This is a genomic window from Amycolatopsis orientalis DSM 43388, assembly GCF_000411975.1.
Lineage (GTDB): Bacteria > Actinomycetota > Actinomycetes > Mycobacteriales > Pseudonocardiaceae > Amycolatopsis > Amycolatopsis orientalis_D.
This window is the reverse complement of the sequence record NZ_ASXG01000154.1, coordinates 99,651-126,358: the sequence shown is the minus strand read 5'-3', so window position 1 is coordinate 126,358 and position 26,708 is coordinate 99,651. Positions and strand designations below refer to the sequence as shown.

Below are 26,708 nucleotides of genomic sequence, written 5' to 3'. Positions count from 1 at the left end.
GCCCGCTTCGCCGAATCCGCTGGTGCGGATGGTGGACATCGTTGTCTCGAATCGGACAGGCTCTCACCGCGGTCTTGACGATCCGGTGAGCCATTGCCGAAGGTAGCCCGCATCGACGGTGCGCGACAAGGTTGTCATCGATGCCTCGAGGTCGGTGGCGGCGGGTTCGCGCCGGACAACTGGAGAGGCGATGGCGATGGCGCGAGCGCGCTGGAGAGCCGGACTGATCTTCCTGACCTCGGCGGTCGTGGCGACAGGGGCCGCGTTGGCCCCCGCCGCCCCCGCACTGGCCGATCCCGCGGCGAGCGCCGCGAAGAACGCTGACCCGGCGAAGTGGGTGAACCCGTTCGTCGGCACCCGGCCCGGCGGCGCGGACCACGGCACCGGCGGCGGCGCGGGCAACACCTTCCCCGGCGCGGTGGCGCCGTTCGGGATGGTGCAGTGGAGCCCGGACACCAAGAAATCCCAGCCGGGCGGCTATTTCTACGACGACAACACGATCACCGGGTTCAGCCTCACGCACCTTTCCGGCGCCGGCTGCACCACGTATCAAGACCTGCCGTTCATGCCGTACGTCGGGGAGATCAGCACGTCGCCCGCGACCGATCCGGGCCACTACACCTCGACCTTCGACCACAAGAACGAGCACGCGACCGCCGGCGCGTACGACGTCGCCCTCGACAACGGCGCGAAGGTCGAGCTGACCGCGACGCAGCGCACCGGTTCCGGACGGTTCACCTACCCCGCGGGCGCGGCGTCCACGTTGCTGGTCAACACTTCCGGCTCGGTCAACGGCACCGACGACGCGTCGATCAGCATCGGCAAGGACACCATCAGCGGCTGGGCGACCAGCGGCCGGTTCTGCGGCGCGAAGGACTCGTACCGGGTCTACTTCTCGGCGAAGTTCGACACCCCGTTCGAGTCCGTCGGGACGTGGAAGAACGGCGCGGTGACCCCGGGCAAGACCGCGGAAACCGGCGGGGCCAGGGCGAAGGTCGCGCAGCCGAACGGGATCGGTGCTTCGCTGGCGCGCCCGGCGGCGGCGAAGCCGCAGGACACCACGGTGAGCGGCCCGGGCAGCGGCGGGTACGTGACCTTCCCGAACCTCAACGGCGCGCGGGTCAACGTCCAGGTCGGACTGTCCTTTGTGTCCGTCGACGGCGCGAAGGCGAACCTGAAGGCGGAGAACAACGGCACGAAGGCGTTCGACGCGGTGGCCGCGTCCGCGCGGCAGGCGTGGAACGACCAGCTCGGCAAGATCCAGGTCAGCGGCGGCAGTGACGCCGACACCACGACGTTCTACACCTCGCTGTACCACTCGCTGATCCAGCCGAACGTGTTTTCCGATGTGGACGGTCGCTATCCGGGCTTCGACGGCCGGATCCACCAAGCTGACCGCGGCCACGCGATATACACCAACATCTCCGGCTGGGACATTTACCGCTCCGAGGTCCCGCTGCTGGCCACGATCGTGCCGAAGCAGACCTCGGATCTCGTGCGGTCGATGATGGCCTTCGCCGAACAGGGCGGCTCCTGGGACCGCTGGACCGTCGCGAACGACTACACCGGCGTGATGAACGGAGACCCGTACCACATCATCGTTTCCAGCGCCTACGCGTTCGGTGCGCGTGACTTCGACGCGCAGAAAGCGTTGCTGCTCATGATCAAGGGCGCGACGCAGCCGACGCAGGGCTACGTCGAACGCCCGGGCCTTCAGGATTACCAGCGCCTCGGTTACGTGCCCGGCGCGGCGGCGGACACCCTGGAGTACACGAGCGCGGACTTCGCCATCGCCCAGTTCGCGAAGCGCCTGGGGGACAGCGCCACGTACACGACGTTCATGAAGCGGGCGCAGTACTGGCAGAACCTCTACAACCCGGGCAGCGGACACCTGCAGCCGCGCAACGCGGACGGCTCGTTCTCCGCGAACTACGACCCCTCCAGCTCGCAGGGCTGGGTCGAGGGCAACGGCGCGCAGTACGACTGGATGGTGCCGTATGACCTCGGCGGTCTCGTGACCGCGTTCGGCGGCAACACCGCTACCCAGTCGCGTTTGGACACTTTCTTCACGAAGCTGAACGCCGGACCCCATGAGCCGTACGCGTTCCTGGGCAACGAGCCGAACTCGAACGCGCCCTACGTGTACTCGTTCGCGGGTGCCCCGGCGAAGACGCAGAACATCGTGCGCCGGGCGATGGACGAGCTGTACAACCCGCGTCCGGAAGGCCTGATCGGCAACGACGACCTCGGCCAGATGTCGGCCTGGTACGTCTGGTCCGCGCTCGGCGTCTACCCGGAGATCCCGGGCCGTGCCGAAACCGTGCTGACCACGCCGCGTTTCGCGCACGCCGAGGTGACCACCGGGGCGGGCAAGAAGATCGTCGTCGACGCTCCCGGCACCGGCGAATACACCAGCGGCCTCAAGGTGAACGGCAGCGCGGCCAGCAAGGCGTGGCTGCCGGAAGGGCTGTTCTCGCAGGGCGGCAAGCTGGACTTCACCCGCTCGACGACCGCGACCGCGTGGGGCTCCGCCCCGGCTGACGCGCCGCCCTCGTTCCGTGAGCAGGAGAAGCCGAGCCTGTCCTTTGTGGACCCGGCACGCGCGGTGGTGCCCGCTGGCACGACCGCGACCGCTTCGGTGGGCGTGCAGGATCTGTCCGGCACCGCACGGACCTGGACCTACTCGGCGGGCAGCGCGGACGGCATCACGCTGACGCCCGCGACCGGTTCCGTGCAGGTCCCCGCGGCGGGCAAGGGCCGCGCTCAGGTGACGGTGAGCGTTCCGGCGGGCACCTCCGACGGTCCGCGCCGGATCCCGGTCACCTTCTCCTCGCCGGGGCTCGCGGACGTGCAGGCGGTGCTGACCATCCTGGTGGCGAAGCCGAACAGCTGGCTGGCCACGGTGAACAACACCGGGCTGTCGCCGGACGCCGACTCGGCGGCCGGGAACTTCGACGGCGGCGGCTGGAGCTACTCCGCGGACGCGCTGGCCAAGGCCGGCGCCAAGCCGGGCAGCACGGTGTCGAGCGACGGGCTGAACTTCACCTGGCCGGCGTACCCGGTCGGCGACCCGGACAACGTCGTCGCCGCCGGCCAGACGATCAACCTGACCGGTTCGGGACGGCTCGCGCTGCTCGGCGCCGCGAGCAACGGCAACGCGCAGGGCACGCTCACCGTCACCTACACCGACGGCAGCAAGTCCACCGCCGCCATCGGATTCTCCGACTGGACCCTCGGCGGCGGAGGAGCGCAGCCGGCGTTCGGCAACCGGATCGTCCTGTCCACGCCGTACCGCAACTCCGCGGGCGGCGACCCGCAGCAGATCCGCACGATGGTCTTCGCCACCGCGCCGATCACGCTGGACGCGGGCAAGACCGTCGCGAGCGTGACGCTGCCGAGCGGCGTCAGCGGCGGCGACCTGCACGTGTTCGCCATCGCCGCGGGCTGACCCAGACGCGTTCGGTGAGGGGAACCCTGAGGGAACCAGATTCCCGCAAGGTTCCCCTCACGAACTTTCCAGAGGAGTCCTATGAGGAGCAGGGTTTTGGCGGGCGCGATGACGCTCGCTGTCGTCGCCGCCGCGCTCACGCCGGTGGCGGCACAGGCGCGTCCGGCCGATGCGCTGGATTCGGTCAACACGTTCATCGGCACGCAGGACGAGGGCAACACGTTCCCCGGTGCGTCCGCGCCGTTCGGCATGGTGCAATCCAGCCCGATCACCACCCATTACGCCGGTTACCTCTACACCGACACCGCGATCCGCGGCTTCGGCCATTTCTTCCTCTCCGGCGCGGGCTGCTGGGAACAGGGCGGCCTGGTGTCCATGCTGCCCACTACCGGCGAGATCGGTCCGGGCGCGGCCTTCGACACCAGCAAGCCGGACACCTTCGACCAAGCCAAGTACGCCGCGCCGTACACGCACGAGGGCGAAGTCGGCAAACCCGGCTACTACAAGGTGCGTCTCACCGGCTACGGCGGCATTGACGTCGAAACCACCGCCAGCACCCGCAGCGGCGTCGAACGGTACTCGTTCGCGAAACCCGGCCCGGCCAACGTTTTCGTGAACGTCGGGCAGGCCAACGCGAAGGAACCGGTCAGCGGCAGCAGCGTCCGGATCGTCGACGACCACACGATCGTGGGCACCGTCGAATCGCAAGCCTTCTGCGGCGGCAAGCCCTACACCACCTACTTCACCACGAAATTCGACCAGCCGTTCACTTCCTACGGCACCTGGTCACCGGACGGCGGCACCCCCGGCAGCCGCTCGGCACAAGGCGGCGCGGGCCTGCGCGGCGCGTGGCTGACCTTCCCGAAGGGCGGTCAAGTCACGGCGACCACCTCCCTTTCCCAAGTGGACGCACGCGGTGCGGACACGAACCTCGCCGCCTCGCGCGTCCGTCCGTTCGACGCGGTGAAGAACGACGTCCAGCGAGACTGGCGACGGGAACTGTCCAGTGTGGACATCACCGGCGGCACCCCGGACGACCGCACGGTCTTCTACACCTCGCTGTACCACTCCTTCCTGCAGCCATTGACCGCGAACGACGCCGACGGCCGGTACTACGGCTTCGACAAGAAGATCCACCGCGCGATCGGCTGGACGTACTACGACTTCTTCTCCCTCTGGGACACCTACCGCTCGCAAAACCAGCTGCTCGCCCTGCTGAAACCGGACCGGGCCCGCGACATCGCGAAGAGCATCCTCGCCATCCACGACCAAGGCGGCTGGCTCCCGCGCTGGGCGTACGCGAGTCAGGAAACGAACACCATGACCGGCGACCCGGTGACGCCGTTCCTGGTCGACCTCTGGCGGTTCGGCGCGTTGAGCGGCGAGGAAATGCACGCCTACCAAGCCCTGCTGCAGAACTCCCGCGAGATCCCGCCCGCGTCGTCGCCGTTCCAAGGCCGTTCCGGCAACGCGAGCTACCAGGCCGACGGATTCGTCCAATACGACCCGAACTTCCCGAAGAAGGGCCAGGACACCGACCCGGCCCACGGCGCGTCCGCGACCTTGGAGTACGCCCTCGCCGACTGCTCCCTCTCGGTGATGGCGTCCGCGCTCGGCCGTAAGGAAGACGCGCAGCAGCTGGCGGCCAAGGGCCGGACGTACGCGACGCTGTGGGACCCGTCGGTCACCGACCGCGGCTTCACCGGCTACTTCCGCCCGAAGGTCGCCGGCGGCAGCTGGTACACCCCGGCGGACGGCCCGTACAGCCCGCAAGGCCAGGACGGCTTCCACGAGGGCACGGCGTGGCAGTACCAGTGGCTGGTGCAGCAGGACGTGCCCGGCCTGGTCGCGAAGATGGGCGGCGCGGCCAACGCGGGCAAGCGGCTCGACGATTTCTTCGCCTACGACGACCTGGTGAAGGACCCGGCGAAGACCGCGCACGAGAAGTGGGTCGTCGGTCCGTACGACTACTACCGCCAGTTCCGCTACAACCCCAACAACGAGCCCGACCTGCACTCGCCGTGGATGTACACGCTCACCGGACAGCCGTGGAAGACCTCGGCGGTCGTGCGGGCCGCGCACACGCTGTTCACGAACGCCCCGAACGGCGTCACCGGCAACGACGACCTCGGCACCATGTCCGCCTGGTACGTCTTCAGCGCGCTCGGCCTCTACCCGGCCGTCCCGGGCACCGGCGACTTCGTGCTCAACGCGCCGCGGTTCGCCAAGTCCGTGCTGCACCTGCCGAACGGCCGCGACGTCACCGTCAACGCGCGCGGGGCGGACGGGGCGCAGCTGCAGTACGTTTCCGGGCTGCGCGTCAACGGCACGGCGTCGGACAAAACGTTCGTCAGCCTCGAACAGCTGCGCCGCGGGTCCACTCTGGACTTCGCGCTGACCGGCGACGCGGCGCGGGCCACGTGGGGAACGTCACGGTCGGCCGCACCCCCTTCTCCTTGTGCCGGTTAGTGTTCAGTCGTGGACAGTCGGTGAAGACCGCCTCCCGAATCTTGGGATCGGGAGGCGGTCTTTCCCGTTAACCGGGCATTTCCCGCCCGTTTCCGGCCCGCGTCCGAAATTGGTGCAGACCACAGCGGAATCTGCTCGTGACCAGAGTCACGGGCCCCGGTGTTCCGGTGAGGCCGATCACGCCTCACACTGGTCTCATACCCGTTCGACAGCGCTGTTGACGCCAGGCGGTTCCGTCCGTCTTGGACAGTCTGTCGGACGTGTTTTTGTGTGTGCAGTCAGCACGCACCAGGTGACGCACAGGAGGATGTCGTGTCCAGCAAGGCCGCTCTCGTGTTCCGCGTGGCCGCAGTCGCCGAGGCTCTGTCCTGGCTCGGCTTGCTGATCGGGATGTTTCTCAAGTACGTCGTCGACGCGTCTAACGAGGGCGGCGTGCCCGTCCTCGGCATGGTGCACGGCGTCGTCTTCGTCCTGTACGTGATCACCTCCCTGTCCGTGGCGAAGCCGCTGGGCTGGCGCGGCAAGACGCTGACGCTGGCGCTGCTGGCGAGCATCCCGCCGCTGTTCACCTGGCTGTTCGAGAAGTGGGCGCTGCGCAACGGCAAGCTCGACGGCCCGCAGCGGCTGTCCCAGGGCGGCGTCGGCCTCTTCGTGCGCGCGCGGGAGACCGTGAACGCCTGATCCTCCGCTTTCCGAAGGGCCCACGCGAGCACCGCGTGGGCCCTTCGTGCGTTACGAGGTGAAATCGCCCGCGGACTTGCGGACCTTGGTCAGCAGCTCGGTCAGCTGCTCCACCTGCCGTTCGGTGAGCCCGGTGAGCCCGAAGTCGATTTCGGTGACCGCGGCGGTGGCGGCTTCCCGCAGCGCGCGGCCCTCGTCGGTGATCTCGACGAGCGTGGTCCGCCGGTCGGTGGGGTGCGGCACGCGCTTGACGAGCCCGTCGCGCTCGAGCCGGTCCACTATGTTGGTGACGCTGGTGGGATGCAGCTGCAGCCGTTCGCCCATCACCCGCATCGGCAACCGCGCGTTGCGGGAGAAGGTGAGCAGCACTAGCGCCTCGTAGCGGGCGAAGGTGAGGCCGTGCGGCTTGAGAGCGCCGTCGACCGCCGACTGGATGATCTGCTGCACCCGCATCACACCGGTGACCGCGGCCATGGTTCCGGCCGGGCCGATCCGGTCTTCCCACAGCTGCGCGGCACGGGCGATCGGATCGAACGGCAGCGGACGGTTCATGGCAATCGAAGCTACCAGCGGGTACCCCGGTCGTGGGGGTCGGCCTGGGAGAACAGGGAAAGGAAGCCACATGATCGTCGCGTTCAGCGTGAGCCCCTCGGCGGCGGAGCCGGACGGCGGAGTGAGCGAGGCCGTCTCGCGCGCGGTGAAGGTGGTGCGCGAATCCGGGTTGCCGAACTCGACCAGCTCGATGTTCACCGAGGTCGAGGGCGAGTGGGACGAGGTCATGGCGGTGGTGAAGAAGGCGGTGGAAGCCGCGGGCGAGGGCTCGGCGCGCGTCGGGCTGGTGCTGAAGGCCGACATCCGTCCCGGCTACGACTCCGGCCAGCTGAGCGCGAAGGTCGAGCGCGTCGAGGCGCACCTGCGTGAGAGCTGAGCTAGGGGATCGGCGGCGTGAACGCGACGGTCCAGCGTCCCTTGGCGCTGGTCACCGCGAGCCGGTAGCTGAACTGCTCGCCCGCGCCGGTCTTCCCGCGCACGACGGCCGCGGTGGGGGAGTGCTCGTCCGGGGAGAGCTGCACGGAAATGTCGTGCGCGTCGCCGTCCTTGAGGACGCTGACGTAGTCCTTGGCGAGGTCGTCGCCGCCGGAGCCGGGGACGTCGAAGAGCCCGGCGAGCGCGTCCGCGTCCCGGCCGCTCAGCGCGGCCGCGAGTTCGGTGCGCAGTTCCGGCGGGGACGCCGCGCCGGGCGGCTCCTGGTGAGCGACGGTCACCGTGATGCTGGCGACCCACCCCACCCCGACCACGACGGCGACGGCCACCGCGGCGTTGCGCCGGCTGAGCATCCTGCGGCCTCCTCGTTGTCCTCGCCGGAAGCATGCCGCACGGAAGTGCTCCTGCCCAACGCGAACCTCGGGGCTGCTGCTGAACTCTCGCGGCGAGCCGTGCCAGGATGGAGGGCGTGACACACCCACGCGGATCTGCAGCGAACTCAGCGGCGTTGTCCGCCGCGTTGTCCGGCGCGGTCGACCTGTCCGCGCTCAAAGCCAGGGCGGAGGCGAACCGGAACCAGCCGCAGGCCCCGCCCGCGCGCCCGTCCGGCGGCGAGCCGAGTGCCACCGCGCCGCCCTCGGACGCGGTCCTCGAGGTCACCGAGGCGACCTTCCAGGCCGACGTCGTCGAACGCTCGCTCAACCAGCTCGTGGTCGTCGACCTGTGGGCGGAGTGGTGCGGGCCGTGCAAGCAGCTGAGCCCGGTGCTGGAACGCCTGGCCGGCGAAGCGGGCGGCGCCTGGGTGCTGGCGAAGGTCGACGTGGACGCCAACCCGCGGATCGCGCAGCTCTTCGGAGCCCAGTCGATCCCGACGATCGTCGCCATCGCCGGCGGCCAGCCCGTGGACGCCTTCTCCGGCGCATTGCCGGAGCCGGAAATCCGCAAGTGGCTGGGCTCGCTGCTGGACGCCCTGCGCGACCGCCTGCCCGGCATCCGCGCCGCAGAGGAGGCCCGCGGCCCGGTCGAAGAGCCGGAAGACCCGCGCTTCACCGAGGCCGAGGAAGCCTTCGAACGGGGCGACTACGCCGCCGCGCAGGCCGCCTACGAGCGCATCCTGGACGCCGAACCGGCCAACGAGCTGGCGAAGAACGCCCTGGCGCAGGTCAAGTTCACCGCCCGCGCCGAGTCGATCGACCCGAGCGCCCGCGCCAAGGCCGAAGCCGACCCGAAGGACCTCGACGCCCAGCTCGCGGCCGCCGACCTGGACATCGCCGAACAGGACGTGGAAGGCGCGTTCCGCCGGCTGATCGACGTCGTCCGCCGCACGTCCGGCGACGACCGCAACCGCGTGCGCGAACACCTGGTCGCGTTGTTCGACCTCTTCGACCCGGCCGACGAGCGGGTTTCGAAGGCGCGCCGGGACCTGGCGAGCGCGCTGTTCTGAGCTGATTCACGACGAAGGGCCGCACCGGAACCCTCCGGTGCGGCCCTTCGTCCTGCCTGGCTCAGGCGTACTGCTTCGAGCAGGAGGACGACCCCTCGAGGTATCCCCGCCGCAGCGCCTCGACCCGGTCGAACCCGCTGTCCGGCCGCTCCCCGTTCACGTTCGCCGACACCAGCCCGTCCGGCCGCAGCAGGTCCGCGATCGCCTCGTCCAGGTCCCCGGAGGAAAGCTTCAGCTTCACCCCTCCGGTCGGATGGTTCGAGAACGCCGCCCAAGCGCCCACCAGGCAAGCCGTCCGCAACCCGGCGTTGGGCGTGTCGATCGAAGCCCCGACCCCCTTCTGGATCCCGATCGCGTACCGCGACGCCAGTTCGGCGAAGGCGGCGAAGTCGCCCAGCCCGCCCCCGGCCCGGCCGGCCATCTCGGCTTCCTGGTCCACCGGCTCGGCCAGCTTCTCCAGCGTCCGTTGGTCGAAGTTCACCGTGTTGTCGTTAGGGCAATAAGACGCGGGCGGCGTGCTCGGCCCGCCGGGGCAGCTGCCGGAGCCCGCGGCGAACTGCGGCCCCTGCACGCCCGCGCCCTTGAACGCCTCGTCCAGGCTGGCCTTGAGGTCCGACAGCGTCGTCTCGTCGAAGCGCGCGTCGCCCTTGCCCTTGTCCCCGGAGTCGAACGGCCGCTCAGTCAGCCGCTGCTGCACGTTCTGCGCGTTCATCCCGGCGCATTCCTTCGGCCCCTTCTCGAACCCGGCCTGGAACGCGTACGTCCGGTCGAACGCCGTGCCGTGCGCCTGCCGGTCCGTCGCGCTCGTCCCGGCCTGGTCGCGGATGAAGAACATCGCGGCCATGATCTGGTCCAGCCCCTCCGCGGTCGACACCCGGTAGAACTTGCTCTTGTCCTCGGCGACCCACCGGAAGTACCCGCCGGCGAAGCAGTCCGCCTGCTGTTCCTTCACGACGGTCGGCGTCGACTTCGAGATCCCGGCCGCGGACCCGAGCCGGTACTGGATCGCGTGGCCGAACTCGTGCGCCAGCACGGTCACCACCGACATCGGCCCGAACCGCTTGCGCAGCATCGGCAGCAGCACGCCGCGGTCCCACGCCACCGAATCGTCGCCCGCGCAGTAGAACGCGTTCACCAGCTGCTTGACGCTGCCGCACGCGGTGTCCTCGGTGTCGCGCTTCGAGTCGTACGACAGCAGCGATTTGACCGGCTCGAACTGCTTGCCGCCGAACTCCGCGGGCAACGCCTCGGTCCAGTACGCCTGCACGTCCGCGATCGCGGCGGTGGCCAGCTGGTCGTCCTCGCCGCCGCTGGCGTTCTTCACACGCAGGTCCGGCCGCGGCGCGTCGGAGCGCAGCCCGCTCTCGAAATGCGTGACCGGCAGCCCGGCGACGTTCCCCGCGCCCGGCGTCGCCGCGGGCGCCTTGTCCCCGCACGCGGCCGTCCCCAGCACGGTCGCCGCGACCAGCACGACCAGCGCGTACCGGCGTCCCCCTCGGCTCATGTTCCCTCGTTCCACTTCCGCGTCCGACAACGAACCGGGACATTACTGACCCGGATGGCGCAGTGTGCGGACAATCCCCGAAGTGGGGTGCGAGCGCGCGCGAAGCGGGCCGGATATCGTCGCTGACCATGCGTGCAGTCCGCCGGTTCACCGTCCGCGCCAGCCTGCCCGAGCCGCTCGCCGGGCTCGGCGCGCTCGCGACCAACCTCCGCTGGACCTGGCATCCGCCGACGCGCGACCTGTTCGCCTCGATGGACGCCGAACTCTTCAACAAGATCCGCGATCCGCTGCGCATGCTCACCGCGCTGCCGCCGGAGCGGCTCGAGGAACTGGCGAAGGACGAGGACTTCCTGCGCCGCACCCGCGAAGCCGCCGCCGGCCTGGAGCGCTACCTCACCGAGCCGCGCTGGTACCAGCGGCGCACCGACGAAGGGTTGCCGCAGGCGGTCGCGTACTTCTCGATGGAGTTCGGGGTCACCGAGGCGCTGCCGAACTACTCCGGCGGCCTCGGCGTCCTCGCCGGCGACCACCTCAAGGCGGCGTCGGACCTCGGCGTGCCGATGGTCGGCGTCGGCCTGCTGTACCGGTCCGGGTACTTCCGCCAGGGCCTCTCGCTGGACGGCTGGCAGGTCGAGCACTACCCGGTGATCGACCCGAACGCCTTCCCGCTGGAACTGGTCGCCGAGGGCGGCCGCCCGGTGCTGGTCGAGGTCGCCATGCCGGGCGGACGGGACCTGCGCGCGCAGATGTGGCGGGCGCGCGTCGGCCGGATCCCGCTGCTGCTGCTCGACACCGACATCGAGGCCAACGACGAGGACCTCCGCTCGGTCACCGACCGGCTCTACGGCGGCGACGCCGACCACCGCATCCGGCAGGAGATCCTGGCCGGCATCGGCGGGTTCCGGGCGGTGCGGAAGTTCTGCGAGCTGACCGGGCATCCGCAGCCGAAGGTGTTCCACACCAACGAAGGCCACGCCGGCTTCCTCGGGCTGGAGCGCGCCCGCGAGATCATCCAGTCCGACGGTCTCGCCTTCGACGAGGCGCTGCCCGCGGTCCGCGCCGGCACCGTGTTCACCACGCACACCCCGGTCAGCGCGGGCATCGACCGGTTCCCGGTCGACCTCGTGCAGCGGTATTTCTCCGACGGCAGGCTCGTGCCGGACGTCGACGTCCGCCGCGTGCTGCAGCTCGGCGCGGAGGACAACCCGGGCCTGTTCAACATGGCGCACATGGGATTGCGGCTGGCGCAGCGCGCGAACGGCGTCTCGGCGCTGCACGGCCGCGTCACGCGCCGGATGTTTTCCCGGCTGTGGCCCGGGTTCGACGAGGCCGAGGTGCCGATCTCGTCCATCACCAACGGCGTGCACGGGCCGACCTGGGTGGCGCGCGAGCTGAGCGCGCTGCTCGGCGGCAACCACGAGGAGTTCGGCCACGAGGGCCGCACGCCGGACAGCTCGCTGCGCGACGGCGTCAGCGACCAGCAGCTGTGGGCGCTGCGCCGGGAACTGCGGGAGAAGCTGGTCGGCGAGGTCCGGCGGCGGGTGCGCGCGGCGTGGATGCAGCGCGGCGCGTCAGCGCTGGAACTGGGCTGGACCGACCGCGTCTTCGACCCGGACGTGCTGACCGTCGGCTTCGCCCGCCGCGTCCCGACGTACAAGCGGCTCACGCTGATGCTGCGCGACCCGGACCGGCTGCGCGCGCTGCTGCTGGACGAGAAGCGGCCGATCCAGATCGTGATCGGCGGCAAATCGCATCCCGCCGACGAGAACGGCAAGCAGCTGATCCAGCAGATCGTGCGGTTCGTCGACGATCCCGCGGTGCGCCATCGCATCGTGTTCCTGCCGGACTACGATATGTCGATGGCCCGCTACCTCTACCGCGGCTGCGACGTGTGGCTGAACAACCCGGTGCGGACGCTGGAGGCGTGCGGCACGTCGGGGATGAAGTCGGCGCTCAACGGCGGCCTCAACCTGTCCATCAAGGACGGTTGGTGGGACGAGTGCTACGACGGCTCGAACGGCTGGGCCATCCCCACCGCGGACGGCGTCACCGACCCGCTGCGCCGCGACGACCTCGAAGCCGCGGCGCTGTACGACCTGCTCGGCCAGCAGATCGCGCCGCTCTACTACGACACCGGCGAGGACGGCGTGCCGACCGGCTGGCTCGCGATGGTCTGGCACACGCTCGAAACGCTGGGCCCACGCGTGCAGGCGTCGCGGATGGTGCGCGAGTACGTGGATTCCGGCTACCTGCCCGCGTCGCGGATGGTCGCCGCCGCCACCGGCAACGGCCACCAGGGCGCGCTGTCGCTGGCCGACTACCGGACCAAACTGGAAGTCGCCTGGCCGCGTGTGCGGATCTTCGACGCCGAACTCCAGTACGACCACACCGAACGGCTCGTGGTCGGCACCGAGGTCACCATCCGCGCCCGGATCGACCTGGCCGGGCTCGAACCGTCCGAAGTGGACATCCAAGCCGTGGTCGGCCAGGTCGGCGACGGGGACGAACTCGCCGACTCGGTGCAGGTGCCGATGGCGCCGGACGGAATCGGCGCGTTCGCCGCGACGCTGCGCCTGCCGCGCGCGGGCTCGGTCGGCTACACGGTGCGGGTGCTGCCGAAGCACCCGCTGCTCGCCAGCCCGGCGGAACTGGCGCGCGTCGTGCTCGCCTGACTCACGAACACCTCAGAGTCGGTCCGTGAAGGACTCCTTGAGGGAATCAGATTCCCTCAAGGAGTCCTTCACGGACCGTCGGGACGCGTGCCCCAAGAGCTCAGTCGACCGCCGGCGTTCCGCCTTCCCGCACCGGCAATCCAGCCGCCGCCCAAGCCCGGAACCCGCCCACGAGATCCGTCGCCTTGGTCAGCCCCAGCCGCTGCAGATCCGCCGCGGCCAGGCTCGACGCGTACCCCTCGTTGCACACCACCACTGCGACGGTCTCCGCCGTAACCCCCGGCAGCCGCCACTCGCTCTCCGGAGCGAGCCGCCACTCCAGGTGGATCCGCTCCACGACCACCGACCCGGGGATCTCGCCCTCGGCGACCCGGTTGGCGTACGGCCGGATGTCGACGATCAGCGCGCCTTCGGCCTGCAGGTCGGCGGCGCGCGCCGGATCCGCCCGGTCCAACGTGGACCGGGCGGCGGCGAGGAAAGCGTCGAGTGCGGTCATGACCGCACAATGGCAGGCAACGGCGGGATCTCGTTCGGCACGTCGGCGAGGCTCGCGTATTCGCGCGTCGGCACCAGCGGCGGCGAGTACGCGTGCACGCTGGCCGCCGGTTCGCTGCCGACGCCGAGCACCTGGTGCGCGCGCCCGGCCCCGAAGCCGATGCCCTGCCCGGCGGTGTGCGTGCGGCGGCGCACCGGACCGCCGGGGTAGCGGTACTCCTCGCCGAGTTCGCCCTGCAGCACGGTGAACGAACCCGACGCGCCGCCGTGGTCGTGCGGTTTCGTGTGCTGGCCGGGCAGCCACGACAGCAGCCACAGCTCGACGCCGTCGGTCAGCGCGAGGCGCGCCCACCAGCGCTGGTCCTCGTCGAAGCGCAGGACCTCGCGCAGGCCGGTGGTCAGTTCGGTGGTGACAGTGCGGGTCAGGTCGGCCAGCTCGCGCGGCGTCCACAGCAGCCGCGACGGGTGCAGCAGCTCGGGCAGCAGCGGATCGGTCAGCTGGGGGTGGATTTCGACGTCCGGACGGACGATGGACGTGGTCAACGCAGGTGCTCCTGGGGTGAGTCGGTGCCGGGACGCGAGGCAGCGCGGCACGCCGACGAGGATCAGCGTGCGTGCCGCGCCCGGCTACATCCGCTGGAAGCGACCAGGAGCAGGTCGATCGCGCGACGGCGCCAGAACACGGGGCGCGCGGACCTGAACATGGCATGGATGCTGCCACAGCGCGGTGATCAAGGCCGCTCGTCCCATCCGCTGGACACCCGGCACCCCACGCGAGGAGACCCGAGGCGGCCCGTTCGAGGCACGTCTGCCCAGGTCAACGGAGTGGACACGCCCACCTGGCCAGCCGGCGGCGGGGTGCGGATTGTCCGTCCGTGGGGGAACCCCGAGGGAGAGTCAGACCCGCTTCACCGACCCGGGGAAACGGTCAGCGGGCAGCGGGCGCGCGGCTCGAGTTCCTGGCGTCGGCCGTTACCCCCGGGCGGGTGCGCGCCCGCGCCCGGGCGACCGCCACAATGGGGCCCGTGAGCGAGCCGATCCTGCCCAGCGATCCCGACGACCTCGTCGTGCGGATGTCCGGTGTCGGCGTCCGCCGTACCGGAAACGACCTCCTCGCGGCCCTCGACTGGGCGGTGGAGCTGGACGAGCGATGGGTGGTGCTCGGCCCGAACGGGGCCGGCAAGACCACCCTGCTGCGCCTGGCCGCCGCCGAACTGCACCCCACCTCCGGCACCGTCGACCTGCTCGGCGACCGGATCGGCAAGGTGAACATCTTCGACCTGCGTCCGCGCATCGGTTTCACCTCCGCCGCGATCGCCCAGCGCGTGCCCGGCGACGAGCGCGTAGGCGACGTCGTGGTCAGCGCCGGGTACGCGGTGATGGGCCGCTGGCGCGAGCAGTACGACCGGATGGACCTCGACCGGGCGACCGAACTGCTCGGCACGCTCGGCATCGCGCACCTGGCCGAGCGCACGTTCGGCACGCTGAGCGAGGGCGAGCGCAAGCGCGTGCTGATCGCCCGCTCGCTGATGACCGACCCGGAGCTGCTGCTGCTCGACGAGCCCGCCGCCGGACTCGACCTCGGCGGCCGCGAGGACCTGGTGGCCCGGCTGTCGGCGCTCGCGATGGACCCGGACGCGCCGGCGATGGTGCTGGTCACCCACCACGTCGAGGAGATCCCGCCGGGCTTCACCCATGCGCTGCTGCTGCGCGAGGGCCGCGCGGTGGTGTCCGGGCTGGTGGACGACGTGATCACCAGCGAGAACCTGTCCAAGACGTTCGATCAGGACCTGGTGCTGGAGCGTTCGGGCGAGCGGTTTTTCGCCCGCCGCAGGTAGGTTGTGCTTACCCGCCGGTAGCCTGCTGGCACTGCGTCAACGCCGTTAACGAGGAGGAGTTCGCGTGGGAGAGTTCGTAACCCTGGAGGTCGAGGGCGGGGTCGGCACGATCCGGCTGGACCGGCCGCCGGTCAACGCGCTGAACAACCAGGTGCAGGCCGAGCTCGCCGAGGCCGCGCGCGAGGCGTCCGACCGCGACGACGTGCGCGCGGTGATCCTCTACGGCGGCGAGAAGACCTTCGCCGGCGGCGCGGACATCAAGGAGATGGCCTCCCGCACGTACCCGGAGATCGCGAAGTTCGGCACCGAGCTGACCGCGTCGCTGGCCCGGGTCGCGAACATCCCGAAGCCGGTCGTCTGCGCGATCACCGGCTACGCCCTCGGCGGCGGCCTGGAACTGGCGCTGACCGCGGACTGGCGCATCGCCGGCGACAACGTGAAGGTCGGCCAGCCGGAAATCCAGCTCGGCATCATCCCCGGCGCGGGCGGCACGCAGCGGCTGACCCGGCTGATCGGGCCGAGCAAGGCCAAGGACCTGATCTTCACCGGCCGGTTCGTGAAGGCCGACGAGGCGCTCAAGCTGGGCATCGTCGACGAGGTCGTGGCCCCGGACGACGTGTACGCGGCCGCGCGGAAGTGGGCCTCGCAGTTCGCGAACGGCCCGGCGGTGGCGCTGCGCGCGGCCAAGGCGGCGATCGACTCCGGCCTCGACGTCGACCTGGCCACCGGTCTCAAGATCGAAACGCAGCTGTTCACCGCGTTGTGGGCGACCGAGGACCAGCGCAACGGCATGCAGTCGTTCATCGACAACGGCCCCGGCAAAGCCAGTTTCGAGGGGAAGTGACTTCCGTGCCCGACTCCGGAGTGTCCGACCCGGCGCCGCACCCGCACGCCACCGAAGACGAGGTCAAGGCGGCCTACGCCGACCCGAAGCTCGCGAACGTCCTCTACCACGACTGGGAAGCCGGGACGTACGACGAGAAGTGGTCCATTTCCTACGACGAGCGCTGCATTTCCTACGCCACCGACGTGTTCAACGCGGTGGCCGGCGAGGACGGCCAGCCCTACCAGCACGCGATGGAACTGGGCAGCGGCACCGGGTTCTTCCTGCTCAACCTGATGCAGGGCGGCGTCGCGAAGAAGGGTTCGGTCACCGACCTGTCGCCCGGCATGGTGCAGGTCGCGCTGCGCAACGCCGAGGGCCTCGGTCTCGACGTCGACGGCCGGGTCGCCGACGCGGAGCGGATCCCGTACGACGACAACACGTTCGACCTCGTGGTCGGGCACGCGGTGCTGCACCACATCCCGGACGTGCGCCAGGCGTTCGGCGAGGTGCTGCGCGTGCTCAAGCCGGGTGGGCGGTTCGTGTTCGCCGGCGAGCCGACGAAGATCGGCGACCGCTACGCGCGCCGGCTGGGCCAGCTCACCTGGTTCCTCACCACGAACATCACCAAGCTGCCCGCGCTGAGCGGCTGGCGGCGTCCGCAGTCCGAATTGGACGAGTCGTCGCGCGCGGCGGCGCTGGAGGCCGTGGTCGACATCCACACCTTCGACCCGTCGGAGCTGGAAGCGATGGCGCGCGGGGCCGGCGCCCAGGACGTCCGCGCGGTCACCGAGGAGTTCTCGGCGGCGCTGGCCGGCTGGCCGATCCGCACCTTCGAGGCCGCGGTGCCGCAGGAAAAGCTCACCGTGCGCTGGCGGCTGTTCGCCTACCACCTGTGGCTGCGGCTGTCCGCTTTGGACAAGAAGCTGCTGTCGAAGGTGCTGCCGCGCGAGCTGTTCTACAACGTGATGATCACCGGGACCAAGCGGCCGTCCTGAGTTGCCCTACAGTTTCACGCTCGACGACGTCGCCTTCCTGCGCTCGGACGCGGGACGGGCGGCGCTCGCCGAATGTTCCGGTTTGGACGGCTCGCGGATCGCGGACGTCACCACGGCTCGTCGGCTGGTCGGCGAGCGCGCTGCCTCGGTGCTGGAAACCGTTGCGCTGCGGCGTAAATCGGTACTGAAACTGGCTTCTTCCGGCGATTGGCTGTTCACCGGCGACGCGTTGCAGCAGGCGAGCGCCACGCCGGTGGCCCGGCATCGCGCTGCTCGGCTCGCGGGTCTCGCCGTGCACGACGTCACTTGTTCGGTCGGTGCGGACCTGGTCGAACTGTCCCGGAACGCTTCGGCAGCGATCGGGTCCGATGTGGACCCGGTACGGCTGGAAATGGCCCGGCACAACGCTTCCGTCGCCGGGGTTTCCCCGCTCGTCGCGCGAGCCGACGCCTTGCGCCCGGTCTCCCGGGACGCCGCGGTGGTCGCCGACCCCGCACGCCGTGACTCCGCGGGTCGCCGGGTGTGGCGTCCGGCCGACTTCCTGCCGCCGCTGGACGAACTCGTGGCCGCCTATCCGGGCCGGATCCTGTCGGTGAAATGCGCGCCCGGCTTGGACTTCTCGATCGCGCCGTGGGCGGACGAGGTGGAACTCGTGTCGCTCGACGGCCAAGTCCGCGAAGCATGCCTGTGGCGAGGACTCTCGTCCGGCGTCACCCGCCGGGCGACCGTGTTGCGTTCGGACGGTGCACAGTGGACACTCACCGACGCAGAGCCGGACGACATCCCCGTGCGGGCAGCGGGGGAATGGCTGGTGGACCCGGACGGCGCGGTCGTGCGTGCCGGGCTCGTCCGCCATTACGCGGCACGGCATGGCTTGTGGCAGCTGGACGAACGCATCGCCTACCTCACCGGTGACACCCCGCCGCCTGGCGTGCGGGCCTTCCGGGTGCTGGAACAGCTGCCGTACCGGGAAAAGACGCTCGGGCAGGCGTTGAAGAAGCTCGACGTCGGACGGCTGGAAATCCTGGTCCGCGGCCTTGACGTCGATCCGGACGCCTTGCGGCGCAAGCTGAAACCACGCGGCAGCGAAGAGTCCACTGTGGTGCTGACGCGGATCGGCCGGTCGCCGGTGGCGTTCGTGTGCCGGGCCGAACGCATCCCAACGGAGGGTTTTCAAGCCGGGTAGCGCGGCGTAAGTTCGGCGGGTTGACGAATGATCACTGGAGGGTCCCTGTGTCTCGTTTTCCCGCTCTCGTCAAACTGGCCGCCGCCGCGGCCGTCGGCGCCACCGTCGCCGGCGGCGCGACCGCACTCGCCGGGTCGGACGCCGGCACCGCGGCGCACGGCCGCGAACCGGCCAACATCGGCCAGGTGAAGAACGACGTCAAGGCGTACTACGGCGACTGGCTCGACGCGGCCGGCAAGCACCACTACTCCGGAACCAGCCGGTTCGTCACCGACACCAAGCGCGTGGTCGCCGACGCGCAGCGGTACCTGCAGCAGAAGCTGGGGAAGGTGAAGAACCCGGCGATCGTGCTCGACGTGGACGACACTTCCGAGGTCACCTACGGCTGGGAAGCCGACAACGACTTCGGCTTCGACCCGGCGAAGCAGCAGAAAGCCATCGACGACGGCACTTTCGAGGCCAACAGGCCGGTGCTGGAGCTGGCGAAGTGGGCCGCTGAACGCGGCGTGCGGATCTACTTCCTGACCGGCCGCAACGATAAGCAAGGCCCGCAGTCGCTCAAGAATCTCGCGAACGAGGGCTACCCGACGCCGGCCGGCGCGTACTTCAAGCCGAAGACCACTCCGCCGGACTACCTGCCGTGCGGGCTGAACTGCACCACCGTGCAGTACAAGTCGGGAACCCGCGCGCACATCGAGTCGACCGGCGCGCACATCGTGCTCAACGTCGGCGACCAGTTCAGCGACCTCGAAGGCGGCTACGCGGACCACCCGGTGAAGCTGCCGAACCCGATGTACTACCTGCCCTGATCCCGTGCCGGAGGCAGCCCGGGTCCCGCGCCGGGCCCGGGCTGGCTCCGTCTTCGTCAGCCGGAGTACCCGGCGAAGATCTTCGAGAATTCGTACGGCTGCTGGGCAATGTTGGTGCACCGGTAAAGCGGCCCGCTGCACGCGTTCGCGTCGCGGCCGAGTTCCCAGAACGACAGCATTCCCAGGTGGACACTCTGCGCGAAGCTCACCACCGCGCTGGCGTCCTTCTGGTAGAAGATCTCGCTCTGGGAATCGTTGACGCCCAGCATCGGGGTGAGCCCGACCTTCCGCCAAGCGTCCGCATCGGACAGTCCGAGCGCGGATTTCAGTTGCGCCTGCGTGGCTTGCGCCGCCTGGATCGCCTTCGCGCCTTGGTCGCCGGAGCCCTGGTAGTAGTCCATCGCCATCACGTTCACCAGGTCGAGGTCGACGCCCGCGTCGCGCGCCGAGGTCACCACGTTCAGCCCGTCCGACGTGAGCCCGGTGGGAAGCACCGGCAGTGTCAGGGAAATCTTGAGCCCGGGATTGTCGTCCTGCACCTTTTTCAGTGCCTGCGAACGAAGCGAGATCGAACCGGGGTCGGCGACCGCCGCGCCCTCGATGTCGACGTCGATGTACTTGAGGGCATAGGCTTTGATGACCGCCTCGTACTCGCCGGCCAGCGAATTGATGTCACCGCACGCCTGCGCGAGCTCGACGCCGGACGCGCCGCCGAAGGAGACCTTGACGTCTCCGCCCGCCGCGCGGATCTTCGCGATTTCGTCGGACTGCCACCCCTGCCGAGGGTCGTAGGCCGCGAACCAGCTGGCCTTGCACGCAGCTCCGGTGACGAACCCGAGGGTGAAATTCTTGATGCCGCTTTGCTCGGACATCGACGACAACACGGGCGACGGCCACGCGCCCATGTCCACATAAGGCGCGAGCGCGATCGACGAGCCGCTCGCCGCGGCCGCGGTGCCCTGGGGGACCGCGAGTCCGGCGATGGCCAGCAATCCGCCGAGCGCGGCCGCCAGTTTCCGGGGGGAGGGGAGACGCATGGGTGGAACCTCCACGGTGAGGACCGAGGGGCGGTAAACCCCTGTCCAAATGGTATAGACCAATAGCTCCGTGGATGCCATACGCCATTAGTAGGCCGCGCCGTCCCGCTGAGCGGGATTCACCGCGTCGAGGCGGGCCGGTACCGCAGGTCGACCGCCAGTGCCGGATCCCCGTCGTGCACCCGTTCCCAGCGGACCGGTTCCCCGCCCGGATTGTCGAACAGCCGGATCCCGGACCCGAGCATCACCGGCATCAGATGCACGATGAACTCGTCGACAATCCCCAGCTCAACGCACTGCCGTGCGATATCCTGACTGTGCAGCTCAAGATCTTTCCCGTCGGCCGCCGCGAGCCCGATCTCGACCGCCTCCCGGATATCGCACTCGAGAAACGTGACGCCGTCCTCGGCCGGCGCGTCCTCCGGATGATGGGTGAGCACGAAGACCGGCCCGCTCCACGCTCCGCCATACGGCTGCTTGGCGACCTTCCCCGGCGCCCGCGCGGCAAGTGCGTCGAATCCGCGCCGCCCGCCCAGAATCGCGCCGACCCGCGCGATGGATTCCTCGTGCACCCCCGGCGTGACGTGCACGCCCGCCATCCAGTCCATCGCATGGCCGTCCGCGGCGACGAACCCGTCCAGCGACATCGCGACGTGCCACAACACCTTGCCCATGGAGTCCTCCTCGTGCGCTTGATACGAGGTAGACCGCCACGGCGGCCAAAACTCATCGGTCGTCGGACGCCAGGTTCTCCGCGCAGGTGCTCAACAGCGCGGCCAGCCGCCGCCGGTCGGTCTCGGACATCCCGGTCAGCATCCGCTCCTCGACCTCGCCGACTACCCGGTGCGCCTCTTCCAGTCGAGCTTCCCCGGACGCGGTCAGCCGCACCGGCCGCGCCCGCCCCGTCGACGCCTCCTCGGCGACCGCGACCAGCCCGGCCGTCTTCAACCCGGTCAGCACGTCCCGCAGCGACTGCCGCGTCACGAAACACCGGCGCGCCACCTCGGCCGACGACGCCCCCGGCTTCTCCGCGAGGGCGACCAGCACCGCGTACTGCGACATCGACAACCCGATCGGCCGCAACAGTTCGTCGGACATCTGCCGGAACGCCTGCTGCACCCGCTTCACGAGATATCCCGGCCGATGCGTCGTCTCTTGACCCATGACAGGAACCTTACGCAAAAGGTGCCTGCCCGTCGCGTTCCAGGTCGTGCTCGCCGACCCGGAGTCGGTGCCCCACGCCTGATTTCCTGGTCAGCCGACGGCCAGCGCGGTGACCCTCGAGACGTACCGCCCGCCCTTCACATCGCTAAGCGGCACCAAACGAGGTTCCGCGAGGGGCTTCCCGTCCTCCACTGTGGATAGAAGCAACGGCCGTCCGCCGGTCCACGCTTCGGCGAGGGTCACCGCCGCGCCATAGCCGTCCGCCCCGACCGCGACCACCGGCGTGTCCGGCTTGGGCAGTACGCCCGCCAAGGCGAGCACCAGTGCGAGCGGCGGCCCGGACTCCTGGTGAGTCTGCGTTCCGGCGTCCGAGCCGAACCGCGCGGTCACCGTCTGCCGCGGCAGCTTCGCCAGCAACGCCGGCGGCAACGTCACCGATCGGCCGTGCGCGGTGACCCGGACCGGCTGCGCGGCCGGCTGTGCTGAGGAAACGGCAACGGAGACCGTGCGGACGTTCCGAACCGTCCGGGAGCCGTCGCGATCGCCGGGCACGGTCAGGTCGACCCCGTGCCGGCCGTCGCGGAAGAGCGCCGGATGATTGCCGAACGAGGGGCTCAGTTCGGCAAGCGCGAACGTCACCGCCCGATGTGCCGCGCCGGTGACCCGAACCGTCACCCGCAGCACGGTGTTCTTCCCCGCCGGCAGTACTGGCGACGCGTCGTTCACGACCTGGTCGAGTTGTGCGCCTGCCAATTGCGCCGCGCTGCGCTCGCCGGGCTTCGCGACCGCGCCGCCGACCTCGACCCCGACGGCCGCTTCGGCTGGCGCCGCGATGGACCCGATCAACAGACCCGCTGTCGCCAGTGCGATCAAGGCTTTGCGCATCCGCGCCTCCTTGGCTCCTTGAAATCCGCAGGTGCGGTTCCGGAGGGGGATTCTAGCCGCACCTCCGCGAAGTCAGGTCGACCGGAAAAAGCCTTGGGGTCCGATTTGCCGCGCTGTTAGCGTGCTGCCGTGACCGATCCCCGGCGCGTGGCCACGGCAGTCCTGAGCGAGCACGGCGTGGACATCAGCACTGCCGAACGCGGCCGCGGCTGGACGAACGCCACCTGGCTCGCCGAGGACTGCGTTGTCCGCGTGGCGTCTCGCCCCGGTCCAGCGGACCTGCTTCGCGAGGCACGCCTGGTCGAATTGCTGCCCGCCGAAACCGGCTGTCCGCCCGTGCTGGCCGCGGGCGTGCTGGACGGCCACCAATGGGTCCTGAGCCGGCGAATACCGGGGCGGAACCTGGAGGAGGTCTGGCCGGACCTTGACGACACCGCGCGAGCCAGCGCGGTGGATCAGATGTGGGACCGGGTCCGTTTCGTGCACCGGACCGCGGTGGAGACCGTCCGCCCGTTCCTCCGCTCCCGGTCGCCGTTCTTCTCGACCACCCCGGCCGAGGCCAGTGCGCTGCTGGGCCGCTTGACCGCCGCGGGCGAGCTGACCCGGTCCGAGGCCGACGGCCTGGACCGCGTGATGACTCGCTTCTGGAGAGCCCTGCCCGCCGCGCCGCGCGTGGTGAACCACGGCGATTTCTGCGTGCCGAACACCCTCTGGCACGACGGCCGGGTGACGGCCCTGCTGGATTTCGAGTTCGCGTTCGCCGCTCCGGCCGCGGCCGACCTGAACGAACTGGTGAAAATCGGCTACGCCCCGGGCCCGCCCGCCGAACGGGTTCCGCTGCGGCCGGTGGTCGACCGGATCGCCCGCGAGACCCTGGCGGCGGGCGGCGGTCCGGATGTGCTGCTCGGGTACTCGATCATGCTGGAAGCCTGGACGCTGGAACGGGAATCGTCGGCCCCGGATCCGGACGAGGCCGACCTCGCGAACGCACGGGCCATGCTGGCCGCGTTCGCCCGGGGCGACGGCGGCTGTTTCGCGCCTTTGCTCGACAACCTGGGGTGAGCGACCCCGGTCTGGCCGGGTTCCGGGTGCCGCGTTCCGGCCAGACCGGGGCCACCGTCACCCCTTCCGAGCCACCAGAACCGTGTCCCGAACCACCGTCTCCCCGTCCACCGCGGCGCGCTCGCGCACCTCCGCGGCCACCGAAGCCCACGACTGGTCCAGCGTCTCCGCCACTTCCTGCGCGGTGAACATCATGTCCGGCAGGTGCGGCCGCCCGGCGTGGTGGTCCTCGGGGTCGTGCCCGACCACCAGCAGCGTCCCGCCCGGTGCAACCGCCTCGGCGAGCCGCGCGAACGCCACCGTCCGGGCCGCCGACGGCACGTGCAGGAAATGCGACGTCACGAGGTCGTACTTCGATTCCGGCGCCCATTCGGCCAAGTCCGCCGCGACCCAGGTGATCCGGTCCGCCACGCCGAGTTCGGCCGCCTGCGCACGCCCGCGCTCGATGGCCGTCGTGGAGAAGTCGACCGCCGTCACGCGCCAGCCCTGCTGCGCGAGCCACAGCGCGTCGCCGCCCTCGCCGCAGCCCGCGTCCAGTGCGTGGCCCGGTTCCAGGGCGCGCGCCTCGGTCACGAGCTGCTCGTTGGGCCGTCCGCTCCATATCCCGTCTTGCGAGCGATACCGCTCCTCCCAGGATGCGCGGTCGAACGGCGGCTCCGGGTGCTGCTGGTTGGCCCGCGCGACCTCCCGCTCCATTTCGTGCGAGAACGGCATTTCCCGCAGCCGCACGGCTTCCGCGGCCTCTTCCTCGACCAGGTCGCCGTTGATCGCCGCCCCGGCCGTCAACCCGGCCGCGGCCGAAACCACGACCTGCGCCCGCATGTCCGTGACGTTGCCGGCCACCCACAACCCGGGCACCGACGTCCGGCCGGTCGCGTCCGCGGGAACCCGGGTGCCGATCACGAAACCGTTGAACTCCACCGGTTCCGGCTCGATCCCGAGCGGCGCGAGAAAGCCCGCCCGCGTCTTGGCCGGAGCCGCGACGGCCAGCGCCTCGCGCGCGACGACCTCGCCCGATTCGAGCCGCACCCCGGTCAGCTGGTCGTTCTCGGTCTCGACCGCGGCGACCACGCCGTCCACGATCCGGATCCCGCGGGCCAGCAGCGGCGCCTCGTCGAAATCCCCGTGCGTGTGCCGGAAAACGACCACGTCGCCGGACAGCTGCCGCCACATCAGCGCCTGGTGCACGGTCATCGGGCCGGTCGACAGCACGCCGATCGCGCGGTCGCGGACCTCCCAGCCGTGGCAGTACGGGCAATGCAGCACGTCCCGGCCCCATCGCGCGGCCAGTCCGGCGACCTCGGGAAGCTCGTCGACGAGACCGGTCGCGACCAGCACCCGCCGCGCGTGCGTGCGCCGCCCGTCGGCCAGCGAGATCTCGAATCCGTTGCCGCCCTTGGCAATCGACGTCACCGTCTGCGCGAGCACCTCGCCGCCGTACCCGGCCAGCTCCGCGCGGCCGAGCGCGAGCAGTTCGGCGGGCGGCGTGCTTTCGCGGGCAAGGTAGTTGTGCACGTGCCCGGCCGGCGCGTTGCGCGGTTCGCCGGAATCCACGACCAGCACCGACCGCCGGGACCGCGCGAGCGCCACCGCTCCGCTGAGCCCGGCCGCGCCGCCGCCGACCACCACCACGTCGTACTTCTCGTCCACTGGATCCTCCTGTCAATCCCCGTGCCCCGGACTATCCGGAGAACGCGCCGGGTTGACAAAGTTCTTTGCCGAAGTGGCAAATTGACCGGCATGAGCGAAGACGACCAGGACCTCGGCGAGGTCCTGCACGCGGTCGGCCCGAGGCTGCGCGCCCTGCGCAAACAACGCAACGCGACGCTGACCGGCCTCTCGGAAACGACCGGGATCTCGGTGAGCACGCTGTCGCGGCTCGAAGCCGGCCAGCGCAAACCGACGCTGGAGCTGCTGCTCGCGCTGGCCCGCGCCTACCAGGTCCCGCTGGACGAACTGGTCGGCGCGCCGCCGACCGGCGATCCCCGGCTGCACCCGAAACCGTTCGTCCGGCACGGCCGGACCTACCTGCCGCTCACCCGGCGCCCGGGCGGGCTGCGCGCGTACAAGATGATCCTTCCGCCCGAGCGCGCGGCCGAGCCGCCGGACCAGCGGGTGCACGAGGGGTACGAGTGGATGTACGTCCTTTCCGGACAGTTGCGCCTGATGCTGGGGGAGCACGACGTCGTCCTCCGGCCGGGCGAGGTCGCGGAGTTCGACACGCACGTGCCGCACTGGTTCGGCAACGCCGGCGACGAGGTCTGCGAGGTCCTGGCGCTGTTCGGCCCGCAAGGCGAACGGTTCCACGTCCGCGCCCGGCCTGCCTCTTGACGCATACCCATATCGGCATATGATTGCCGCATGGCACGGGCAGCGACCACCGCGGACGTTTTCAACGCCGTCGCCGAACCGCGGCGCCGGGAAATCCTGGACGTCCTCGCCGAGGGCGAGCGTCCGGTGAACGACCTCGTCCGCGTGCTGGGCCTGGGGCAGCCGCAGGTGTCGAAGCATCTGCGGGTGCTGCGCGAGGTCGGCGCGGTCGAGGTGCGCGACGAGGGCAGGCAACGGCTTTACCGGCTCAACGGCCGCGCCCTCAAACCGATCCACGACTGGGTGCGCCGCTACGAACGGTCCTGGGAGGAACGGTTCGAATCGCTGGACGCCGTGCTGGAAGAAATGGGTTCGACCGAGGAGGAAAACCATGACCGACACGACGACCGGCACGGCGAAGGTGACGCTGCCCGCTGACGACCAGATCCTGATCACCCGGGATTTCGCCGCTCCGCGGCACCGCGTCTACCGCGCCTGGACCACGCCGGACCTGGTGAAGCGCTGGTGGGCGGGCAAGCGCGGCACGGTGACGTCCGTGGACATCGACCTGCGCGTCGGCGGCCAATGGCGCTACGTGATGCGGGCGAACGGCGATTTCGAGGTCGCCTTCCACGGCGAATATCGAGAAATAACGCCGAACGAACGCCTGGTCCACACCGAGGTTTACGAAATGCCGGGCGCCTCGGACGACAACGCCCCCGTGGTCACCGTGACCTTCACCGAATCGGGCGACCGCACGACGGTGACCATGCTGACCGAAACGCACAGCAAGGAAGTCCGCGACGCCATCATCGAATCCGGCATGGAGGGCGGCATGCAGGAGTCGATGGACGCGCTGGAAGAGGTCGCGGTCTCGCTGGAGTGAGCCGCGCGCGGGC

25 protein-coding genes are annotated in these 26,708 nt (G+C 70.2%); 15 read left to right on the top strand and 10 right to left on the bottom strand.

Translation table 11 applies throughout. The features are described from left to right. Positions 1–190 precede the first annotated feature (190 nt). The 3 genes from L942_RS30950 (at position 191) to L942_RS30940 (ending at position 6,598) form a co-directional block, all read left to right on the top strand. Positions 191–3,448, top strand: coding sequence for a GH92 family glycosyl hydrolase (locus L942_RS30950; RefSeq protein ID WP_081655300.1), 3,258 nt, complete (start codon positions 191–193; stop codon positions 3,446–3,448). Positions 3,449–3,529: 81 nt separating this feature from the next. After that, complete coding sequence (locus L942_RS30945) at positions 3,530–5,917, top strand: GH92 family glycosyl hydrolase (protein ID WP_037367245.1); 2,388 nt, start codon at positions 3,530–3,532, stop codon at positions 5,915–5,917. 312 nt (positions 5,918–6,229) lie between these two features. Then, the gene (locus L942_RS30940) at positions 6,230–6,598 is read left to right on the top strand and encodes a DUF3817 domain-containing protein (RefSeq protein WP_037367244.1); all 369 of its coding nucleotides are present in this window, start codon (positions 6,230–6,232) and stop codon (positions 6,596–6,598) included. Positions 6,599–6,649: 51 nt separating this feature from the next. On the opposite strand, the gene L942_RS30935 is transcribed toward L942_RS30940, so the two are convergent. Further along, on the bottom strand, positions 6,650–7,150 hold the full coding sequence (locus tag L942_RS30935) for a MarR family winged helix-turn-helix transcriptional regulator (protein ID WP_037367243.1): 501 nt from the start codon (positions 7,148–7,150) through the stop codon (positions 6,650–6,652). 70 nt (positions 7,151–7,220) lie between these two features. Here L942_RS30935 and L942_RS30930 point away from each other — a divergent pair, with 70 nt between their 5' ends. Next, positions 7,221–7,526, top strand: a complete 306-nt coding sequence (locus L942_RS30930; RefSeq protein ID WP_037367242.1) for a thiamine-binding protein — start codon at positions 7,221–7,223, stop codon at positions 7,524–7,526. A gap of 1 nt (position 7,527) precedes the next feature. Here the strand turns inward: L942_RS30930 and L942_RS30925 are convergent, their stop codons facing one another. Continuing rightward, positions 7,528–7,935: a hypothetical protein gene (locus L942_RS30925; protein WP_037367241.1), complete on the bottom strand. Its 408-nt coding sequence runs from the start codon at positions 7,933–7,935 to the stop codon at positions 7,528–7,530. 116 nt (positions 7,936–8,051) lie between these two features. Here L942_RS30925 and L942_RS30920 point away from each other — a divergent pair, with 116 nt between their 5' ends. After that, the gene (locus L942_RS30920) at positions 8,052–9,026 is read left to right on the top strand and encodes a tetratricopeptide repeat protein (RefSeq protein ID WP_037367395.1); all 975 of its coding nucleotides are present in this window, start codon (positions 8,052–8,054) and stop codon (positions 9,024–9,026) included. A gap of 61 nt (positions 9,027–9,087) precedes the next feature. On the opposite strand, the gene L942_RS30915 is transcribed toward L942_RS30920, so the two are convergent. Then, the gene (locus L942_RS30915) at positions 9,088–10,530 is read right to left on the bottom strand and encodes a neutral zinc metallopeptidase (RefSeq protein WP_037367240.1); all 1,443 of its coding nucleotides are present in this window, start codon (positions 10,528–10,530) and stop codon (positions 9,088–9,090) included. Between the two features lie 128 nt (positions 10,531–10,658). On the opposite strand from L942_RS30915, the gene glgP reads away from it, so the two are divergent. Further along, entirely contained in the window at positions 10,659–13,202 is a 2,544-nt protein-coding gene (gene glgP, locus L942_RS30910; RefSeq protein ID WP_037367239.1) for an alpha-glucan family phosphorylase, read from the top strand. Between the two features lie 100 nt (positions 13,203–13,302). On the opposite strand, the gene L942_RS30905 is transcribed toward glgP, so the two are convergent. Together L942_RS30905 and L942_RS30900 are read right to left on the bottom strand one after the other, a co-directional pair. Beyond that, on the bottom strand, positions 13,303–13,698 hold the full coding sequence (locus tag L942_RS30905; RefSeq protein ID WP_037367238.1) for a rhodanese-like domain-containing protein: 396 nt from the start codon (positions 13,696–13,698) through the stop codon (positions 13,303–13,305). Then, entirely contained in the window at positions 13,695–14,240 is a 546-nt protein-coding gene (locus L942_RS30900; RefSeq protein ID WP_037367237.1) for a cysteine dioxygenase, read from the bottom strand. The genes L942_RS30905 and L942_RS30900 overlap by 4 nt, the downstream gene beginning before the upstream one ends. 473 nt (positions 14,241–14,713) lie before the next feature. On the opposite strand from L942_RS30900, the gene L942_RS30895 reads away from it, so the two are divergent. The 5 genes from L942_RS30895 to L942_RS30875 all read left to right on the top strand — a co-directional run bounded on the left by L942_RS30895 (position 14,714) and on the right by L942_RS30875 (position 19,351). Continuing rightward, positions 14,714–15,535, top strand: coding sequence for an ABC transporter ATP-binding protein (locus L942_RS30895; RefSeq protein ID WP_440201348.1), 822 nt, complete (start codon positions 14,714–14,716; stop codon positions 15,533–15,535). Between the two features lie 64 nt (positions 15,536–15,599). Then, positions 15,600–16,379 carry an enoyl-CoA hydratase/isomerase family protein gene (locus tag L942_RS30890; RefSeq protein WP_037367235.1) on the top strand — a complete coding sequence of 260 codons (780 nt, stop codon included), beginning with the start codon at positions 15,600–15,602 and terminating at the stop codon, positions 16,377–16,379. A gap of 20 nt (positions 16,380–16,399) precedes the next feature. Beyond that, a complete protein-coding gene (locus L942_RS30885) occupies positions 16,400–17,356 on the top strand; it encodes a class I SAM-dependent methyltransferase (protein WP_037367394.1) in 957 nt (318 codons plus the stop codon). Position 17,357: 1 nt separating this feature from the next. Continuing rightward, the gene (locus L942_RS30880; protein WP_037367234.1) at positions 17,358–18,542 is read left to right on the top strand and encodes a class I SAM-dependent methyltransferase; all 1,185 of its coding nucleotides are present in this window, start codon (positions 17,358–17,360) and stop codon (positions 18,540–18,542) included. A gap of 47 nt (positions 18,543–18,589) precedes the next feature. Next, positions 18,590–19,351, top strand: a complete 762-nt coding sequence (locus tag L942_RS30875) for an HAD family acid phosphatase (RefSeq protein ID WP_037367233.1) — start codon at positions 18,590–18,592, stop codon at positions 19,349–19,351. Positions 19,352–19,407: 56 nt separating this feature from the next. Here the strand turns inward: L942_RS30875 and L942_RS30870 are convergent, their stop codons facing one another. The 4 genes from L942_RS30870 to L942_RS42240 all read right to left on the bottom strand — a co-directional run bounded on the left by L942_RS30870 (position 19,408) and on the right by L942_RS42240 (position 22,437). Further along, the gene (locus L942_RS30870; protein ID WP_037367232.1) at positions 19,408–20,388 is read right to left on the bottom strand and encodes a chitinase; all 981 of its coding nucleotides are present in this window, start codon (positions 20,386–20,388) and stop codon (positions 19,408–19,410) included. Positions 20,389–20,507: 119 nt separating this feature from the next. Continuing rightward, a complete protein-coding gene (locus tag L942_RS30865) occupies positions 20,508–21,062 on the bottom strand; it encodes a dihydrofolate reductase family protein (protein ID WP_037367231.1) in 555 nt (184 codons plus the stop codon). A 52-nt stretch (positions 21,063–21,114) separates the two neighbouring features. After that, the gene (locus L942_RS30860) at positions 21,115–21,552 is read right to left on the bottom strand and encodes a MarR family winged helix-turn-helix transcriptional regulator (protein WP_037367230.1); all 438 of its coding nucleotides are present in this window, start codon (positions 21,550–21,552) and stop codon (positions 21,115–21,117) included. A 90-nt stretch (positions 21,553–21,642) separates the two neighbouring features. Continuing rightward, a complete protein-coding gene (locus L942_RS42240; protein WP_051166365.1) occupies positions 21,643–22,437 on the bottom strand; it encodes a hypothetical protein in 795 nt (264 codons plus the stop codon). A 129-nt stretch (positions 22,438–22,566) separates the two neighbouring features. Here L942_RS42240 and L942_RS30850 point away from each other — a divergent pair, with 129 nt between their 5' ends. Continuing rightward, positions 22,567–23,499, top strand: coding sequence for a phosphotransferase family protein (locus L942_RS30850; protein WP_037367229.1), 933 nt, complete (start codon positions 22,567–22,569; stop codon positions 23,497–23,499). A 57-nt stretch (positions 23,500–23,556) separates the two neighbouring features. On the opposite strand, the gene L942_RS30845 is transcribed toward L942_RS30850, so the two are convergent. Then, positions 23,557–25,149 (bottom strand): methyltransferase domain-containing protein, encoded by a 1,593-nt coding sequence (locus L942_RS30845; RefSeq protein WP_037367228.1) that lies wholly within the window; start codon positions 25,147–25,149, stop codon positions 23,557–23,559. 90 nt (positions 25,150–25,239) lie between these two features. On the opposite strand from L942_RS30845, the gene L942_RS30840 reads away from it, so the two are divergent. Genes L942_RS30840 through L942_RS30830 form a run of 3 tightly spaced genes read left to right on the top strand, consistent with a single transcriptional unit; the run spans position 25,240 to position 26,695 of the window. After that, complete coding sequence (locus tag L942_RS30840; RefSeq protein ID WP_106965092.1) at positions 25,240–25,830, top strand: helix-turn-helix domain-containing protein; 591 nt, start codon at positions 25,240–25,242, stop codon at positions 25,828–25,830. Between the two features lie 30 nt (positions 25,831–25,860). Beyond that, entirely contained in the window at positions 25,861–26,247 is a 387-nt protein-coding gene (locus L942_RS30835; RefSeq protein ID WP_037367226.1) for an ArsR/SmtB family transcription factor, read from the top strand. Then, positions 26,201–26,695 carry an SRPBCC family protein gene (locus tag L942_RS30830; protein ID WP_037367225.1) on the top strand — a complete coding sequence of 165 codons (495 nt, stop codon included), beginning with the start codon at positions 26,201–26,203 and terminating at the stop codon, positions 26,693–26,695. Before L942_RS30835 ends, L942_RS30830 begins: the two co-directional genes overlap by 47 nt. Positions 26,696–26,708: the final 13 nt, after the last annotated feature.